Raw genomic sequence first — 16,710 nt, forward strand, 5'->3', positions numbered from 1 at the left:
CTCAAAACTTTAAACCTTTAGTTCCCATCCCGGGGCATATTCACGACCCCAAAGTTTCATGGCATCCCTGTCAAAAATTCTTCCTGTTTTATCGTCTATATCAAAGCCTCTACCCAATTGATCGGCAATATTGGTGTAATGAACCATGGTCATACTTATATTTGCATCATCTATGGGCGCATTTAGTTTAGCTGTGCCGCGTATTCCATCTAAGAAATTAAGCATATGCGCTGTAGACATATCTCCTCCACCCCCTAAAGCTGTCCCGGCTTCATCAGATGCTGAATTGTATTCTTTAATTACTTCTCCATTTCTGTTGGTAAGTATATATTTCTCACGGTCTACAAATACGCCACCATCAGTGCCATAAATTATGGTGCCGCGGCCACCACCGTAGGTATCGTAGGCATTTCGGCTTTTACCATCCCACTGAATAACCTTATTGTCTGCAAACTTAAAAGTAGCCTCCATGGTATCGTACATTTCCCAGCCGTCATCTTTAAAATGTCGTTTTCCTGATTGTACATCGGTGCGTAGCGGGATTCCAACCTGTAATGCCCAACGTGCTACATCCATTTCGTGGGTTCCGTTATTCCCGGATTCGGCTGTACCATAATTATAACCATACCAGTGCCAGTTATAATCCCAGGTCTCTTCGGTGTATTCTCTTCTTGGTGCCGGTCCCTGCCATAAATCCCAATCTAATCCCTGCGGAACAGGTGCTTTTTTCTGATTTGGAACTTCACCACGTGCATTAGTATAAAATGCCACTGCTTTATAAACTTCACCAATCGCCCCGTCGTGAATATCCTTTATAATTTCAATCGTATGATTTGAAGAGCGTTGCTGATTCCCCATTTGCACCACTTTTCCATATTTCTTAGTAGCTTCTACCAGCAGTTCATTTTCAAACATATTATGGCTGGAAGGTTTTTCAACATACACATGCTTCCCAGCTTTCATCGCCATAATAGAGCCCGGAGTGTGCCAATGATCTGGTGTAGCGTTAATAATGGCATCTACTTTTTTATCTTCAAAAACCTTACGAATATCGTTTTCAAGTTTTGGTTTGTAATCTATATGTTCTGAAAAGCGCTCTAATGCATTTACCCGCTGACTTTCCATCACGTCGCATAAATACAGAAGTTCTACATTGGACTCCTTGCGCGCAATGGGATCAAAATAAGCACCTAACCTTCTTCCCAAGCCTGCTATAGCTACATTAATCCTATCGTTAGAACCTATAATTTTGCGATAGCTTTTAGCGCTCATTGCCATTGCCGAACTTCCAACTGCAAGAGCAGTTCCGCCTAAAGCTGTTTTTTTTATAAAATCTCTTCTTGAATTCATATTTATTCTGCTTTGATCTTAATGTTTTTAAAACTCACTTTATTACCATGATCCTGAAGCAGAATATGACCCTCCTCGGCTTCTCCAAAATTTGGCCAGTCTACATACTTGCTTTCAGAAACCAGCTGGCGGTACTCTTCACTTTTTCGTTCATATTCCAGCACTTTCTCGCCATTTAACCAATGTTCTACTTTATTATCTTTTGAAACAATACGGGCGGTGTTCCATTCTCCTATTGGATTAACCGGTTTATCCGGATCGGCTTGAATTAAATCATATAAAGAAGCCATTGTTCTGCTTCCCTCGTGGTTACCCAATTTGGCATCAGGATGACGTTCATCGTCAAGAATCTGGTATTCCAAACCTATTGAAGAACCGGGACCTTTATTGAGATCGGTATCTACAAAATATTTAATGCCCGAGTTGGCACCTTCGGTAATTTTAAAATCAACTTTTAATTCAAAATCGCCATAAAGTTCTTTGGTAACGATATCACCACCGGCTTCAGATTCTCCGCCACCGCTTGCAAACACTGTAAGTACTCCATCTTCTATTTTCCATCCTTCTTCCGGAAATTCATCTAAACGTGCACCACGCCAACCTTCGGTGGTTTCACCATCCCATAACATTTCCCAGCCGTTATCTTTTTCAGCTGTAGTTAAACTGTTTTTAGTTTTTACAGGTTCCAGAGGAGTTTCTTTGCTATATTTCTCTAAATCTTCGGTAAGAATTTTAATATTTTTCCACATTATTTCGGTACCTGCTTCTGCATCTTCACCAATACTGTGTACCTGTAGGGCGATAAACCCTTCTGAAGTTTTATCATCTATTAAATGCGAAGCGGGAACCCCGTTTATCCAGGTTTTAATAGTGTCGCCAATGGCCTCAATTCTATAGGTATTCCATTCGTTTTGTTTAAAAGCCTGCTGAGCTTTAGAATTTTTGCCTAAGTCTACCAACCAGCCACGGCGCGCTTCATCATAAATTCCACCGCTCCATGCACGGTCTGAGGGATCAATTTCTACCTGATACCCATGCACCCGGCCATCCATATAATTGCCTAAACTATTGCTTCTAATTTGAATCCCGGAATTCATACTGGGATGGACTTTAAAATCCAGCTCCAGAATAAAATCTTCATAATCTTTATTGGTGGCAAGAAAAGTATTGGGCGTGTTATGTTGGGTAGTACCAATTACTGCTGAATTTTCAACCCGGTATTCGGCATCACCACCTTTTTTAGTCCATCCATCCAGATTTTTTTCGTTAAATAATTGAGTCCATGGTGTCTCATTATCATCTGTATGCTCCCCGCAGGAAACGATTAGAAAAATTAGGAAGATTGAAAATAAAAATTGTATAATATTTTTGTACATGAAGACTTATATTTAATTAATTAATAAACTTTTTAATAGCGTTTACCTTCCCATCCAGCCACCATCAACTAACATAACCGATCCGTTCATATAATTTCCAGCGGCTGAAGCCAGTAAGAGCGTTGGCCCTTTAAAATCTTCTGGCTTTCCCCAACGTCCGGCAGGAATGCGGGAAAGTATAGATTCGCTACGATCTTCATCTTCTCTTAAAGCCTGAGTATTATCTGTAGCAATATATCCGGGTGCTATAGCATTTACCTGAATACCTTTTGAGGCCCATTCGTTGGCAAAAGCTTTTGTTAGCTGACCAATAGCGCCTTTTGAAGCCGCATAGCCAGGCACAGTAATACCGCCCTGAAATGTTAGTAATGATGCGGTAAAAATCACCTTTCCACTTCCACGCTTTAACATTTCTTTTCCGATTTCCCGGGTAAGGATAAACTGTGCATTTTGATTAACTTCTATCACCTTATCCCAATATTCATCGGGATGTTCTGCAGCGGGTTTTCGCATAATCGTCCCTGCATTATTTACTAAAATATCAATCTGACTATTCTCTGATTTGACTTTTTCAATAAACTTGTAGAGAGATTTTCTATCAGAAAAATCACACTGGTAGCCTTTAAAACTTCTACCTATTTCTTTAATTCGTTTCTCTATTTTAGAACCTTCCGGATCTAAGGAAGCCGAAACTCCTAAAATATCTGCGCCTGCTTCAGCCAAAGCCTCCGCCATTGCAAATCCAATTCCGCGCTTACAACCTGTTACTAAAGCTGTTTTTCCTTTTAAACTAAATAATTCTTCTATCATCTCGCCTTATTTTAATTCTTCAGGAGTCACTTTATCCATATCTCCATAATCCAGGTTTTCCCCGGCCATTCCCCAAATAAAAGTATAGTTAGAAGTTCCTGCTCCTGCGTGAATAGACCATTCTGGAGAAATTATCGCCTGATGATTCTTCATAAAAATGTGACGGGTCTCGTGCGGTTGTCCCATAAAATGACTGATGGTTTGTCCTTCTTCCAAATTGAAGTAGAAGTACACTTCCATTCTACGGGTGTGCGTATGGGGTGGCATGGTATTCCATACACTTCCTTCTTTAAGCTCAGTCATCCCCATTTGCAACTGGCAGGTGTCTACGATACTATTCACCAATAATTTATTGATTCTTCGCTTATTGGAAGTTTTACTATCGCCAAGTTCCACCACCTCAGCTTCGGCCAGGGTAACTTTCTTTGAAGGATATTCCTTGTGTGCCGGGGCAGAGTTTAAATAGAAATAAGGTTGCTCCCCGTCGGCTGCCTCAAAGAAAACTTCTTTATTTCCACGGCCTACGTAAAGAGCTTCTTTGTGCCCCAGTTCATAAACTTCACCATCTACGGTCACTTTTCCTTTTCCTCCTACATTGATCACTCCCAGTTCACGGCGTTCCAGAAAGTAATCAGCCTTAAGGTCGTCTATTGTATCTAGTTTTATCTTTTTACTTACTGGAAAAGCACCTCCCGCAATATAACGGTCATACATAGTATAAGTGAGATTGATCTCATCTTTTTTAAATAATTCAGGGATTAAAAAATGTTCCCGTAGCTCTTCTGTGGTATACTTTTTCACATCGTCTGGGTGATGTGCAAATCTGAATTCTGAATTGGTCATATTTAAATTTTTTTATCATTTTAAAAATTAATACAGAATACCTTCTATATCATAATATTCAAATATAATAAAAAAAATACAATCGATTGTAATTTGAAAATTAATTTTTAATTAACACTACCTTCTTCCTAAATGTTAATTAAAAATATTAATAAAAAGTAGATATTTGCACTTAAAGGTTTTTAGATGAAAAAAACAACCATATATGAAATTGCTAAATCCTTGGGTATTGATAGCTCTACTGTTTCCCGAGCTTTAAATGATAGCCCTCGTGTATCAAAGAAAACAAAAGTAAAAGTTTTAGATAAAGCAAAAGAACTGGGCTATAGCGCCAACTTATTAGCCTCTAACTTAAGAAATAAAAAGAGTAATACCATTGGAGTAGTTGTTCCCAGAATTTCAAGATATTTTTTTTCTACCACAATTGCGGGGATTGAAGAAGCAGCTTTTTCTCACGGATATAATGTTATTATTTCCCAATCTCTTGAACAGCTCGAACGGGAAAAAAAAATAATTGATAATTTTGTATCAAATCGAGTTGATGGTGTTTTAATATCTATCTCCTGGGAAACCCAAGAATGTGACCATTTAAAAAAGCTACAAAATTTAAATATGCCTTTGGTTTTTTTTGACCGTCATTGTAGCGATATTCCTAACAGTAATAAAGTTCTTACAGGTGATTTCCAAGGGGCATATCAGGCAACTGAACATCTGATAAAAAAAGGATGTAAAAAAATCGCACATTTCTCTGGACCTCAAACTCTTGAGCTCTACAAAAATCGTTTAAAGGGTTATAAACTTGCCCTTGAAGACAACAACATGAAGTTTGATCCCATTCTGGTACATGAATCTAGCCTCCTTAAAAATTTTGGGTATGACAGTATGAAGATATTAATGAAAAATAATAATGGTATTGATGGCGTTTTTTCTGCAAATGATGCAGCAGCGGTTGGAGCTATAAAATTTTTAACAACAATTGGCAAAAAAGTTCCTGAAGATATTGCATTTGTTGGTTTTAGTAATGATCCTCTTTCAGAAGTAGTTGAACCATCCTTAACCACCGTAGATCAATTTGGTTTTGAGATGGGAAAAAAAGCCTGTGAACTACTCATTGAAAATATAAATTCAAAGAATCTTAAACCTCAAGAATTCAAAACTATTGAATTGCAACCTACCTTAATAGAAAGGTTATCCAGCCAAAAACAGAGATAAAACATTTTTAAGATTTTTATTGTTGAACTTTTTTGGATTCTTTCTAAACTTGAGTTTAAAGTTAAATGTGTAATGATGTAAGATTATAACTTGAGAATTATCAAAATATCAAATATTTGAATCCTTAGTAATCCACCCAGTATATTCCCCTTCCGTACCTCCAGGGAAAAGAACTTCGTTCAATCACGAACGGACACAAGTAGAAAACCGCCACCTTCCAATTCGCTTCTTCCGCAAAAAGGCGATAATGCTTCATTCTCGGTTCTGGTTTTCCACTTAAGTTCTCAGATTGGATTTCATAATTAATTTAATTCCGCTTCCTGCTCCTTCCTTACTCTTCCATTTCCCTATTTGATGTATTCCCGGCCTTCACTGCCACTACCTTTTTCTGTAATGCAAAATACCAAGATTTAGAAGTTAGTCCAGACTGCATAAAGCCGGTCCCTGCGCTCCCTTTTTATAAGTCCTCCCTAATTCTAAATCTTGAAAGTGTATCAGCATCAAAAAAAGGTAACAGTGAAGGCGCTACGGGAAGTAAATCGAATAACGGAAAAAATGAAATCATATAAAATCCACAAAAAGGAAGCGAAATTAAAAATATCAAAAAAGAAAAACGCTCAGGATACAATAAGTAAATCTTTTAAAATCAATTATAAACCTTTAAATCTTTTAGTTATGAAAACGCTTAGAAACACAGTGCAATTAATTGGAAACGTAGGGGAAGATCCTAAATCTCACAGGTTTGAAAATGAGATGTTGGTTTGTCGATTCTCTCTGGCTACCAATGAACAATTTTTTAAAGATGGAGAAAAAATCCAGAAAACACAATGGCATCAGCTTGTAGCCTGGAGTAAACAGGCAGAACTTGCCAGTAAGTATATCTCTAAGGGAAAGGAAATTGCTATTAAAGGCAAATTAACCTATCGCTCTTATAACAATGAAGCTGGAGAAAAACAGTACATCACCGAAATTCTGGTAAATGAGATCCTTTTATTGAGCAGCTCAAAACAGGATAATAATTAATTAAAAGCAAAGAGGGCGTCATCAAGTTACAGCGGAAGTATTAAAACAAAATTACTTCCAAAAATATCTTCTTCCCGTGATGCTGCTAACCTTCTATTTGAGCATTAGGATAAACAAAATATTGAACTTTTTGAAAGTTTTAAAATGCTGCTCCTTAATAATTCTAATAAGGTAAAAGGTATTTGCACGCTCTCTACGGGAGGCATCACCGGAACTTTAGTAGATATAAGAATCGTATTCGCAGTAGTCCTAAAGTCCGTTTCTACTTCTATAATTTTAGCCCATAACCATCCCTCGGGAACGCTGCAACCCAGCCAACCCGATAAACTCTTAACGGAAAAGATCAAAAAAGCAGGGGAACTTTTTGATATTAAGGTACTGGATCATTTAATACTAACTCCCGATGGGGATTACTTCAGCTTTGCCGATGAAGGCATTTTATAACAGGAAATAATTAGTTTCTAAAACGGGATATAATTTTCATAATCCCGTTTTTCATTTTACAGAATTCTCAATTATTCTTCCAATTTCCTACAGTTAATTTCAAAAAATTTCTTTTCCAATCATAAAAAATGGGATTCAGTTTCTCATTAATTAAAGCGCTATTAAATTCAATTTAATAGTTGAAATTTTTGTCCCTGCGGGACGAAAAGGTAGAGCAAGAGGGTAACGGGCAGAGCCACGTTAGGAATTACCTTTTAAAATACAAATAACTGTTTATTAGATATTTAAATAATTTTATTCAAGGGTGAAAATTAAAAAGAAGTTGTTTTATTACTAAAAACTCTTGAAATCCATTGAAAAATGGTAGAAATTTTACTAAAAAAATGGATGAAGAATATAAAAAAGAAAAGTTCGAGACTCTTAAGATCAAGACTTCAGTAGCCAAAAAATTTAGACGGTTCAGCCGGGTGTCCATTTTTTGTTTGACTTCGAAGACATAAGCATATAAATAATAAAAACGTTTTTGGGTTTTTTACCGGATTAACCACTTGTTGGTTAAGCTAAGCTTTTATAAAATTTTTGCCTCCTAGAACAATTTTCTGAAAAAAGAAAGCTGCCAGAAGGTAAAAAAATTAAGTAATGGTGATTTTTAAAATAATAACAGATCATAAACTAATGAAATTATGAAAGAAAGCATCCATCCATTTATGGTCAGTATGCATTCCCTGGAAGCTAAAATAGAACAGCTCACTAGGGAATTCAGGATCAGGCAGATTAAAGATCCCTGTCTCATCCTTCTGGATAATGCTGATTTTATCCAGCTATTTAAAATAAGTACGAAAACAGCTCAAACCTGGCGGGAAGAAGGGCTGATTGAATACGCACAGGTGAAAGGAAAGATCTACTACAGTCTCAAGGATATCCAGGCATTTATAAATCGTCACCGAAAAAATAGGAAAGATGCTAACTCTTAAGTAAGATGACTCCGGAGATTTCAGTTCCCATTCAGCTATTTATTGATGCACAGCAAAAAGGCTATGCTAAAAAGCTGCAATTCTTTTTATCCTTGAAGCTGCTCTATAAATGCGGAAAGGCAAAACTGGATGATGGGGGAACTCTTATTTCTTGAACTCACCGAGGAGATCAGTTCCCGGAAAACTACTTTGAAGTATGTACACTTTTTGCTGAAAAAGGGATGGCTGCGATACAATGCAAGAACAGGCTATTATATCATTAAATCCTTTGAAAGGTTACGAGAAGAGAACAATTGGGAAGCAAGAAATTCCTTTCCGGTGGATTTTGATTCCTATAGAAACATTAAGGCAATTACAGGAGCAATTATTTATGGATATCTACATAAAGATTTCTGGAGAAAAGTAAGGAGAAAGAAAAGCGTACAGATAAAAGGCAGTACCTATCATTTTCTATCCCCTCACTTTAATTATAGAGAAGCACCTGCTCCCTTTCTGTGTTAGGCATTGGTAATATTTTTCGAATCTCACCGGCTACGGCTTCCAGGCTTAAAAACTCTGCCCTAAAGCATAAGCTGCTAGAGGTCCAAAAGAATTACGGGGCGTTAATACCCAACAAAAAAGCCATGGAAGTATGCTTAGACTACAATGATAAGCCGAACAATATTGTGTTTGTAGAAGGAGGCTACCGATTCCAGTTAATTGATACTATTTTACCCCTTTTTCTTTTTAAAAAACGACAAAAACTGAAAACATAAAAGAAAGGTTTATGGAAAAAATTAAAAGTAATAAGTTTTATTGGCCAAAGTTTGATTTGTTTAAGCGCGATAGCGCCTTTGTTTCTCTTTGGGACAGAACCGGATCAAAGCTAGGTTATAGCTTGTGCCCTACTTGTTTCTAACTAGTCCATTTTTTGGAGTATTTGAATTCCAGGTTAATATCAAAAGACCATAGGAAACTGAACAGTAGCAAATCGAATTCAACTCATACATCTTCTAAATATTAGTAAATGAAAGTCTGATCTTATTATCGACTTAGTAAAAGAAATCTAGTGTTTACCTTCATGAGTTCAAGTTATCTAAGAAAATAGCAAAATTAGCATCATCCACGTTTAATTTTTTTCTAATTCTATACCGGGCGGTTTCTACCCCTCTAACCGAAATATTGAGTAATGGTGCTATTTCTTTATTGGTAAGATTCATTTTTACAAATGCACATAATCGCAAATCCCTTTGTGTTATGCCCGGATAAATTTCTTTTAGTTTTTCAAAAAAATTATGATGTACTTTCTCAAAATTCACATCAAACACCTTCATATATTCTTCCCCAATTCGGTGCTGGTTAAGATTGTTCAAAACTTTTTGAAGCCTTCTTCTGGCAGTTTGTGTTTTCAGACCCCGTTTAAATTCTTGTAAATTTTCAAAAGTATCGGTAAAAACCTCTTTCTTCTTCACTAGCATCATCGTATAATTGGCAAGTTCTTTACTTTTATAAAGAACATCCTCTTGAAGCATCATTTTATCTCGCCTAATTCGTTCCTTATCTTGTTTTAACTTTAATTGTTCTATTTCAAGTTTTAATAATCGCTGGGCTTTTTCTGAAGCCGATTTTGAACGTAAACGCTCGCTTTCGATTTTTCGTTTAATAAGAAAAAACAGCAGTATGATCAGACAAAAAAATCCAATAATATAAAAAAGGTATGCAACCCGAGTTCGATACCATACCGGGGGAATCTCAAAAGAAATGCTGGCCCAATCGCCTTCTAGTCCTAATAAATTACGACTTTTCACATTAAAAGTGTAAGAGCCCGGAGGAAGATGAGTGTATTCTTTAAAAGATTGTGAAATCCAGGGGGATTTTTGCTGTTCAATCCCTTCTAGATAATATTGATATTCTACTTCAGAAGAAGCAGGCATGTTAGGGGTTGAGAATTCAAACCTAAGAAGTTCTGTTTTTACCGGTAAAATATTATCCTCTCCACTAAGCCCTACTAGTTTTGCTTCCTGATTTTCAGTATAGGAAATTTTTGTAATTTCTGTCTGTACAGTTTTTTTAGGTGCACTATTGGGTAAATTGTAATGATAAAGTCCCGTGGTGGCACCTACTAAAACAGTAGTGTCCGATAGTGGATAAATACTTTCCATTCCACGGTTTAAACTACCTTTAAGGTTTAAAAATAATTTGGAGTTTATCTCAGGTTTCTCCTTTTCCTTATTATAATATCCAATCTCATCATCCTGCACTACAAAAACATTCTTGTCAGCAATTTGGATAGTCCTTGTATTACGGGTAGTATCCAGTATCTTGTTTAATGGCTTATAGGGCACAAACTGGTTGTCCTCCCGATTAAATTTATAAATCCCGGTATTTGTAGTAAAAACAACATTGTCTTCCCAATTTGTCACATTTACATTGAATGGTGAAATCAGCCCATTTTGATTCGTATACTGGTCTAACCCATATACCCTTGTATAATCTTCATTGAATTTAATTCGGTACACTCCCTTATAACCGTGACAAACCCAATATGTATTAGGTTCGATAGCAGGCAACAGATCCCTTGATGATTCATTAAAACCGGAAACTTTATCTTCCAAAATCCAAGTTTCATTTTCATATATAAGTGGATATACCCCGTTATAATTAGCAGCAAGATATTTATTTGGTTCTCCCGGTATAGCTGAAACTTTCCAAAATCCATTTACGTTTCCTATTTTTTTTGGCCCATCTGGCATAAGCTCAAACAAACCACGGTCATGACTAACTAAAATACTATTATGAACTTCCTGAATTTGCCACGCCTGCCCTTCCAGACCGCTGATATTTTTAAACTCGGAATTATTAGTTTCCGAAAGAGTCATTTGGTAAACTCCTTTGTTTGTGGCCAGTGTTATTTTCTCGTCACGTATCAAAATATCATAAACTGATGCCTGCGAGAAAATTTTGGAAACTGGCGATGAAAACTCAATAAAATCTAACCCATTATTGAGTAAAGCCCAAACATTTTCACCGGTTTGGTACAATCCCAAAATAGAGGAATCTGACATTTCGCTATATCGAATCGCATTATTTTCTATCTCGCCTTTTTTGTTTACGCTGATTAATTTAGAGGCAAGCGTACCTAATAAATAACTTCCCTGATGATAAATTGCAGAAATAATCTGGTCCTGCCTTGTATCTTTGAAGGCATTACTCCAAATTTCCACTTGACCGTTTTTAAGATTCCCCTTAAAAATAGTTCCGTCTTTGGCTACACATAAAATTTCATTTATTTGCTCGTGTGGTAAAAAACTCACAATCTCTTTTCCCTGTATATCTCCCTCGCTAAAGAGTTTTAAAAGCTGCATATTTTCCGGGTCAAAGCTAAAAATCCCCTGCCCGGCATCCTGTACTATAAATGTGTTTCGAACAACATCGGAATGTGTAAATGACTGATTTGAAGAAATATGAGTAGCCGTTTTCTCTGCAATCACAATTAGTTCATTGAAGGAGCGGTATATAACCCTATTCTTAAATTCATGAACCTGCCAGAGATTTTCAAGTTTCTGATCATCCAGTTTTAGTTCCTGAACCTTAGATCGAAAATGATAATTACCTGTACTATCCTTTTCAATAAAACCCAATTCGTTGTAACCTCCTGCTAACACTTGTCCATCAGAAGTAGTCATTAAGCTTCTTACTGACGAATGATTGGGGAGAATCACCCTCTTCCATTGTTCACCGTCAAAGATCAGGACCCCATCGTTGTTACCAAAATATTTAATGCCATCATTATCCTCTGTCATGGTCCAGAATTGAGTGTCAGCTTTAAAGTCACTTCGAGAAAAATGAGTGATTTTAGGTTTGTTGAGGATAGTCAAACTCTCCTGAGGATAAGTAGAAATACTAATTAAAAAAATCAATAGATATAATAACCTACACATATATGCAATTTAAAAGACTCAATACTTGATAAAAAATGAGAGATGGTAAATGTACATATTTTTAAGCTTTTGTTAAATATTTGTTATCGATTTAAATAACTGATTTATAGAGGTTAATTAATAATGAAGTAGTATTGGCGTAGAGTATTTAAGAAATTGATGTAATTCAAATGTAGCCTTTCTTTATAATAAAGCCTTATCAAATTCTAATTTAGTCCATTACAAAATTAACTAGAAAACGTTTTCGAAACTCCTAATTATATGAATATGATAAAAAGAGATCGGAACTTAAAAATTAAAGTTGAACTAAATTAATTACACACATGAAAATTAATATTATTTTTTGGGGTTTATGCCTGTTTTGTGCAGGTTTTATGCAGGCGCAAACCCAAACTATTACTGGAACAGTAATCGATGGTAGTAACAACCTTCCATTACCCGGTGCAAATGTGGTAGTGAAAGGTACTAATAACGGTAGCCAAACAGATTTTAATGGGTATTTTTCTTTCGAGGCGGATCCAAACTCCACCTTAGTGGTTTCCTTTATTGGCTTTATTACCGAAGAAGTAGAGTTGAATGGAAAAACCGCTGTAGAAGTAACTTTGAATGAAGACTCCCAATCCCTAGATCAAGTAGTTGTCGTAGGATATGGTAGTCAGCAACGTCGTGATATTACTGGTTCAATTTCTACAGTAGACGAAGAAGCCTTGGATGACAGGCCAAATACTCAGGTGGGCGCATTAATTCAAGGGAAAGCTGCTGGAGTACAAGTGGTTTCAGGATCAGGAAAGCCATCGTCTGGATTTAGTATTCGTATTAGGGGTACAAATTCTATTAATGCCAGTAGTGAACCATTATACGTGGTGGATGGAGTACCAACTACTGATACACGCTCATTAAACCCCAGTGATATTCAGGATATAACTGTATTAAAAGATGCTTCGTCTGCCGCGATATATGGAGCGCAGGGAGCTAACGGAGTGGTATTAATTACTACCAAAAAAGGAAAAAGCGGAAAGCCTCAATTAAATTTTGATACTTACATAGGGGTTTCACAAGTATGGAACACCTTACCGGTATTAAATAGCGAACAATATCGTGATTTAATGACTGAACTTGGCCGTAATACAGATTGGAGCAGGTATAATCAAAATACCGATTGGCAAAACGTGATTTTTGAGGATGGTCTTTCTTCTAATTACCAGCTGTCTATGTCTGGAAAAACCGAAGGAACTACCTATTACTTATCAGGTGGTTACACCAAACAAGAGGGTGCGGTAAGAAGTTCGGAAATGGAACGCTATAATTTTAAAGTAAATCTTTCACAACAGGTAAACGATTGGTTGGAAGTAGGTACAAACCTTACTTATACCCAGTATTCTGATGTTGATGTCGCCGATAACGCTAGTGTAAATAGTGGTGGTGTGTTGTTAGGGGTACTTTCAACTCCTCCAAATATTGGAATTTATAATGAAGACGGAACTTTTACCAGTAATCCTTTTCAGGATTGGGAAAACCCTGTAGCTTCAACAGATGGCTCACAACGTCAATATGTAAATAGAAGATTATTGGGTAACCTTTATGCTGAATTTACTCTTTTAGAAGGTCTTAAGTTTAAAACCAACTTCGGAACTGATTATAGTAGTGCAACAAATGATTATTTTCTAGATCCCTTTAGAACCAGTTATGGTCGCGCAATGAATGGTATTGGAACTTACCAAACTAATCTCTCTAATTATTATATTTTAGATAACACACTCACTTATAAAACAGAGTTAGGTAAGCACGAAATTGAAGCTCTTGCAGGATCGGTTTATCAAAAATATAAATGGGAAAATAGCTTTTTAGAACGACGCAATTTCGCCAGTGCAGAGATCACTACACCTAATGCAGGTTCAGAGCTAATCGCTGCAACTGCAGATAAAGCCGAAAAAGCTAACGCCTCTTTCCTGGCCAGGCTGAATTATGACTTTGATGACAAATATCTGCTTACTGCAAACTTTAGAGCTGATGGATCTAGTAATTTTGGTCCAGAAAATCGTTGGGGATATTTTCCTTCTTTTTCTTTGGGTTGGAGGATTTCTCAGGAAAACTTCATGGATAGCGCAAGTATTATCAATGAATTGAAACTAAGAGCTGGTTGGGGTCTTGTAGGTAATGACCAAATTGGCAACTATGCATACTTTGGAAGAGTTGGTAGTGGTGGAAATTATCCAATTGGTGGCGTAGTTATGCCCGGAACATATCCGGCATCAATAGCCAATAAAGACTTGAAATGGGAAGAGTCCGAGCAAATGAATGTTGGCTTAGACCTCTCTCTGGTTAAAAATAGAATTCAATTCACAGCTGATGCCTATATTAAAAACACCCGTGATTTACTGCTAAACGCTCCACTTCCGCGTTCTACGGGGTTTGATAATGCAATTCAAAACATAGGGCAATTGCGTAATAAAGGTCTAGAATTTCAACTATCCACTATCAATACAACAGGGGAATTTAGTTGGCAATCTGATCTAAATATTTCATTTAACAGGAATGAAGTTGTAGATATTGTGGGTCAGGAAATTTTTGCCGGTGGTATAGCCAGCCGTGGTGAAGTAAGCTTAGTAAGAGAAGGAGAAGCTCTAGGTTCATTTTATGGTTATGTATGGGGTGGTGTTGATCCTGAAACCGGGATGGCTTTTTATATAGATCAAAATGGCGAATCCACTTTTGAGCCTTCTGCAGATGATAGAAGAATAATTGGAGATGCTAATCCAGATTTCTTTTATGGATTCACTAATACTTTTTCCTATAAAGATTTTGGTTTAAGCATCTTTTTACAAGGCTCTCAGGGGAATGATATTTTTAATGCAACCCGTATAGAAACTGAAGCTATGATTGATTCTAAAAATCAATCAGCCGCAGTATTGGATCGCTGGAGGGAACCTGGAGATATCACTAACATTCCAAGGGCGGAGTCAGGAAACACCGATAATTCCAGGCTTTCTACCAGGTTTGTAGAAGATGGTTCATACTTGCGCATGAAGGCTCTTACTTTTAGCTATAATCTTCCACAGAGTCTTACAGAAAGATTACAGCTTACAAGGATGAAATTGTATGCTACCGGGGAAAACCTCTTTACAATTACCGATTATTCAGGATTTGATCCTGAGGTAAATGCCTTTGGAGCAAGTAACACAGCTGTGGGTGTAGATTACGGTACTTATCCACAAACAAGAAATCTTATCGTTGGTTTAAACCTAACTTTTTAAATCGTAAATCATGACAAAGAAAAATATAATTAATGGTATCTTAGGATTAAGCTTAGCATTTGGGCTTTTCTCCTGTGACGATCAATTAGACCTTAGACCTATTTCTCAGGAAACCACTGAGAATGCTTATTCAACAGGAACACAATTGGAAGCTGCACTAACAGGTGTTTATGAATCTTTTCAATCCAATGATTATTATGTATGGGATAAGATCATTTTCCAGGACGTTCGTTCCGATAATTATTATGCAGGTGGTGATAATCCTGAAATATTTGAATTTGATGCCGTTGATGTTTCAACCACAAACTCAAGGGTTTTTAATGCCTGGTCTTCTATTTACAATGCTATTTCTAAAGCCAACCTTGTAATAGAGCGCGCGCCACAAATTCAGGAAGGTATTACAGAAAATCAACGAGAGGAATATATTGGGCAGGCTCTTTTCCTTAGAGCTTATCACTATTATAATTTGGTGAAAAACTGGGGTGGAGTTCCACTAATTTTGGAAACCATAAAATCCACCGACCCTTCTGAAGTTAGAATTCCTAGAAATAGTGCTGAAGAAGTATATGCTCAAATTATAGCTGATCTTAATGATGCTGAATTATTGTTACCGGACACTTATGGAAATGATGCCAGTATAAATAAGGCTAGAGCAACAAAGGGGGCGGCAAATGCATTATTAGCAAAGGTACACGCTCAAAAACCTAATCCTGATTACGAAGCGGTATTAAGTCATGCAAATGCTGTAATTAATAGCCCTGCAGGATATGAACTATTAGATAACTATGACCAATTATTTGACGGGAACAATTACAACAATAAAGAATCTATCCTAGAAATTCAGTACCTGGGTAGTGACGAAGGAACCTGGGGGCCCCAAATGCATTTGCCACCATCTATTAGTGGAGATACATGGAGAAAGTTTGTAACTCCATCAAAAGACCTTGTAGAAGCATATAATGAAGAAGGTGATGAAGTTCGAAAAAATGCGACCATTCTCTTTGAAGCAGTGCCTTGGATTGATGAATACTGGGGTAATGAAATTAATAGCGAGGTTCCATTTGCATACAAATGGCGGAATGCTAGCGGTTGGGCAAGTGCAGACAATGATTATATCTTAAGATTAGCCGATATAATTTTAATGAAGGCCGAAGCACTGAACGAGCTAGGGCAACTTGATGCCGCCGCAGCCGAAGTAAATAGCATCAGAGAGCGGGTAGATCTTCCAGAGCTTACCGCTGATGATATGCAAAATGGAGATGCCTTAAGACGAGCTATTTTAGAAGAACGTAGGCTGGAACTTGCCCAGGAAGCCAACAGATGGGATGATTTAGTTCGTTATGATCTTATGGTTCAAATTATGAAGAATGTTGATGATTTAGACCTAAGGAATAATCAACCGGTAGATTATAATGTTTCAGAAACTGATGCATTATTACCAATCCCACAAAATGAGATTAATCGTAATCCACAATTGGAACAAAACCCAGGTTACTAAAGCTAA

12 protein-coding genes and 1 pseudogene are annotated in these 16,710 nt (G+C 36.8%); 8 read left to right on the plus strand and 5 right to left on the minus strand.

The window, feature by feature from the left end:
• Nucleotides 1-9 precede the first annotated feature (9 nt).
• Genes J0871_RS02045 through kduI form a run of 4 tightly spaced genes read right to left on the minus strand, consistent with a single transcriptional unit; the run spans nt 10 to nt 4,379 of the window.
• Nucleotides 10-1,350, minus strand: a complete 1,341-nt coding sequence (locus J0871_RS02045; protein WP_208223028.1) for a Gfo/Idh/MocA family oxidoreductase — start codon at nt 1,348-1,350, stop codon at nt 10-12.
• Nucleotides 1,351-1,352: 2 nt separating this feature from the next.
• On the minus strand, nt 1,353-2,726 hold the full coding sequence (locus tag J0871_RS02050) for a DUF1080 domain-containing protein (RefSeq protein WP_208223029.1): 1,374 nt from the start codon (nt 2,724-2,726) through the stop codon (nt 1,353-1,355).
• Nucleotides 2,727-2,768: 42 nt separating this feature from the next.
• A complete protein-coding gene (locus J0871_RS02055) occupies nt 2,769-3,536 on the minus strand; it encodes an SDR family NAD(P)-dependent oxidoreductase (RefSeq protein ID WP_208223030.1) in 768 nt (255 codons plus the stop codon).
• A 6-nt stretch (nt 3,537-3,542) separates the two neighbouring features.
• Nucleotides 3,543-4,379 carry a 5-dehydro-4-deoxy-D-glucuronate isomerase gene (gene kduI / locus J0871_RS02060; RefSeq protein WP_208223032.1) on the minus strand — a complete coding sequence of 279 codons (837 nt, stop codon included), beginning with the start codon at nt 4,377-4,379 and terminating at the stop codon, nt 3,543-3,545.
• 186 nt (nt 4,380-4,565) lie between these two features.
• Between kduI and J0871_RS02065 the strand changes: the two genes are divergently transcribed.
• From J0871_RS02065 to J0871_RS02090, 6 genes and pseudogenes are all read left to right on the plus strand, one after another.
• A complete protein-coding gene (locus J0871_RS02065) occupies nt 4,566-5,591 on the plus strand; it encodes a LacI family DNA-binding transcriptional regulator (protein ID WP_208223034.1) in 1,026 nt (341 codons plus the stop codon).
• Between the two features lie 675 nt (nt 5,592-6,266).
• Complete coding sequence (locus tag J0871_RS02070; protein ID WP_208223035.1) at nt 6,267-6,614, plus strand: single-stranded DNA-binding protein; 348 nt, start codon at nt 6,267-6,269, stop codon at nt 6,612-6,614.
• A 39-nt stretch (nt 6,615-6,653) separates the two neighbouring features.
• Nucleotides 6,654-7,058, plus strand: a pseudogene (locus J0871_RS02075) (JAB domain-containing protein).
• A 683-nt stretch (nt 7,059-7,741) separates the two neighbouring features.
• Nucleotides 7,742-8,032, plus strand: coding sequence for a helix-turn-helix domain-containing protein (locus J0871_RS02080; RefSeq protein WP_243870365.1), 291 nt, complete (start codon nt 7,742-7,744; stop codon nt 8,030-8,032).
• A 5-nt stretch (nt 8,033-8,037) separates the two neighbouring features.
• A complete protein-coding gene (locus J0871_RS02085; protein WP_208223037.1) occupies nt 8,038-8,187 on the plus strand; it encodes a hypothetical protein in 150 nt (49 codons plus the stop codon).
• On the plus strand, nt 8,165-8,533 hold the full coding sequence (locus tag J0871_RS02090) for a hypothetical protein (RefSeq protein WP_208223038.1): 369 nt from the start codon (nt 8,165-8,167) through the stop codon (nt 8,531-8,533). The genes J0871_RS02085 and J0871_RS02090 overlap by 23 nt, the downstream gene beginning before the upstream one ends.
• A gap of 557 nt (nt 8,534-9,090) precedes the next feature.
• Here the strand turns inward: J0871_RS02090 and J0871_RS02095 are convergent.
• Complete coding sequence (locus tag J0871_RS02095; RefSeq protein ID WP_208223039.1) at nt 9,091-11,952, minus strand: triple tyrosine motif-containing protein; 2,862 nt, start codon at nt 11,950-11,952, stop codon at nt 9,091-9,093.
• 323 nt (nt 11,953-12,275) lie between these two features.
• Between J0871_RS02095 and J0871_RS02100 the strand changes: the two genes are divergently transcribed.
• Together J0871_RS02100 and J0871_RS02105 are read left to right on the plus strand one after the other, a co-directional pair.
• A complete protein-coding gene (locus J0871_RS02100) occupies nt 12,276-15,206 on the plus strand; it encodes a TonB-dependent receptor (protein WP_208223040.1) in 2,931 nt (976 codons plus the stop codon).
• A gap of 10 nt (nt 15,207-15,216) precedes the next feature.
• Nucleotides 15,217-16,704: a RagB/SusD family nutrient uptake outer membrane protein gene (locus tag J0871_RS02105; RefSeq protein WP_208223042.1), complete on the plus strand. Its 1,488-nt coding sequence runs from the start codon at nt 15,217-15,219 to the stop codon at nt 16,702-16,704.
• Nucleotides 16,705-16,710 lie beyond the last annotated feature (6 nt).

Source organism: Salegentibacter sp. BDJ18, from assembly GCF_017579965.1.
In the GTDB taxonomy this organism is placed as follows: domain Bacteria; phylum Bacteroidota; class Bacteroidia; order Flavobacteriales; family Flavobacteriaceae; genus Salegentibacter.

Coding starts and splice junctions, on each gene's coding strand:
- J0871_RS02080 (WP_243870365.1), top strand. CDS start 7,742: ATGAAAGAAAGCATCCATCCATTTATGGTCAGTATGCATTCCCTGGAA.
- J0871_RS02105 (WP_208223042.1), top strand. CDS start 15,217: ATGACAAAGAAAAATATAATTAATGGTATCTTAGGATTAAGCTTAGCA.
- kduI (WP_208223032.1), bottom strand. CDS start 4,379: ATGACCAATTCAGAATTCAGATTTGCACATCACCCAGACGATGTGAAA.
- J0871_RS02065 (WP_208223034.1), top strand. CDS start 4,566: ATGAAAAAAACAACCATATATGAAATTGCTAAATCCTTGGGTATTGAT.
- J0871_RS02070 (WP_208223035.1), top strand. CDS start 6,267: ATGAAAACGCTTAGAAACACAGTGCAATTAATTGGAAACGTAGGGGAA.
- J0871_RS02050 (WP_208223029.1), bottom strand. CDS start 2,726: ATGTACAAAAATATTATACAATTTTTATTTTCAATCTTCCTAATTTTT.
- J0871_RS02100 (WP_208223040.1), top strand. CDS start 12,276: ATGAAAATTAATATTATTTTTTGGGGTTTATGCCTGTTTTGTGCAGGT.
- J0871_RS02045 (WP_208223028.1), bottom strand. CDS start 1,350: ATGAATTCAAGAAGAGATTTTATAAAAAAAACAGCTTTAGGCGGAACT.
- J0871_RS02055 (WP_208223030.1), bottom strand. CDS start 3,536: ATGATAGAAGAATTATTTAGTTTAAAAGGAAAAACAGCTTTAGTAACA.
- J0871_RS02085 (WP_208223037.1), top strand. CDS start 8,038: ATGACTCCGGAGATTTCAGTTCCCATTCAGCTATTTATTGATGCACAG.
- J0871_RS02095 (WP_208223039.1), bottom strand. CDS start 11,952: ATGTGTAGGTTATTATATCTATTGATTTTTTTAATTAGTATTTCTACT.
- J0871_RS02090 (WP_208223038.1), top strand. CDS start 8,165: ATGGGGGAACTCTTATTTCTTGAACTCACCGAGGAGATCAGTTCCCGG.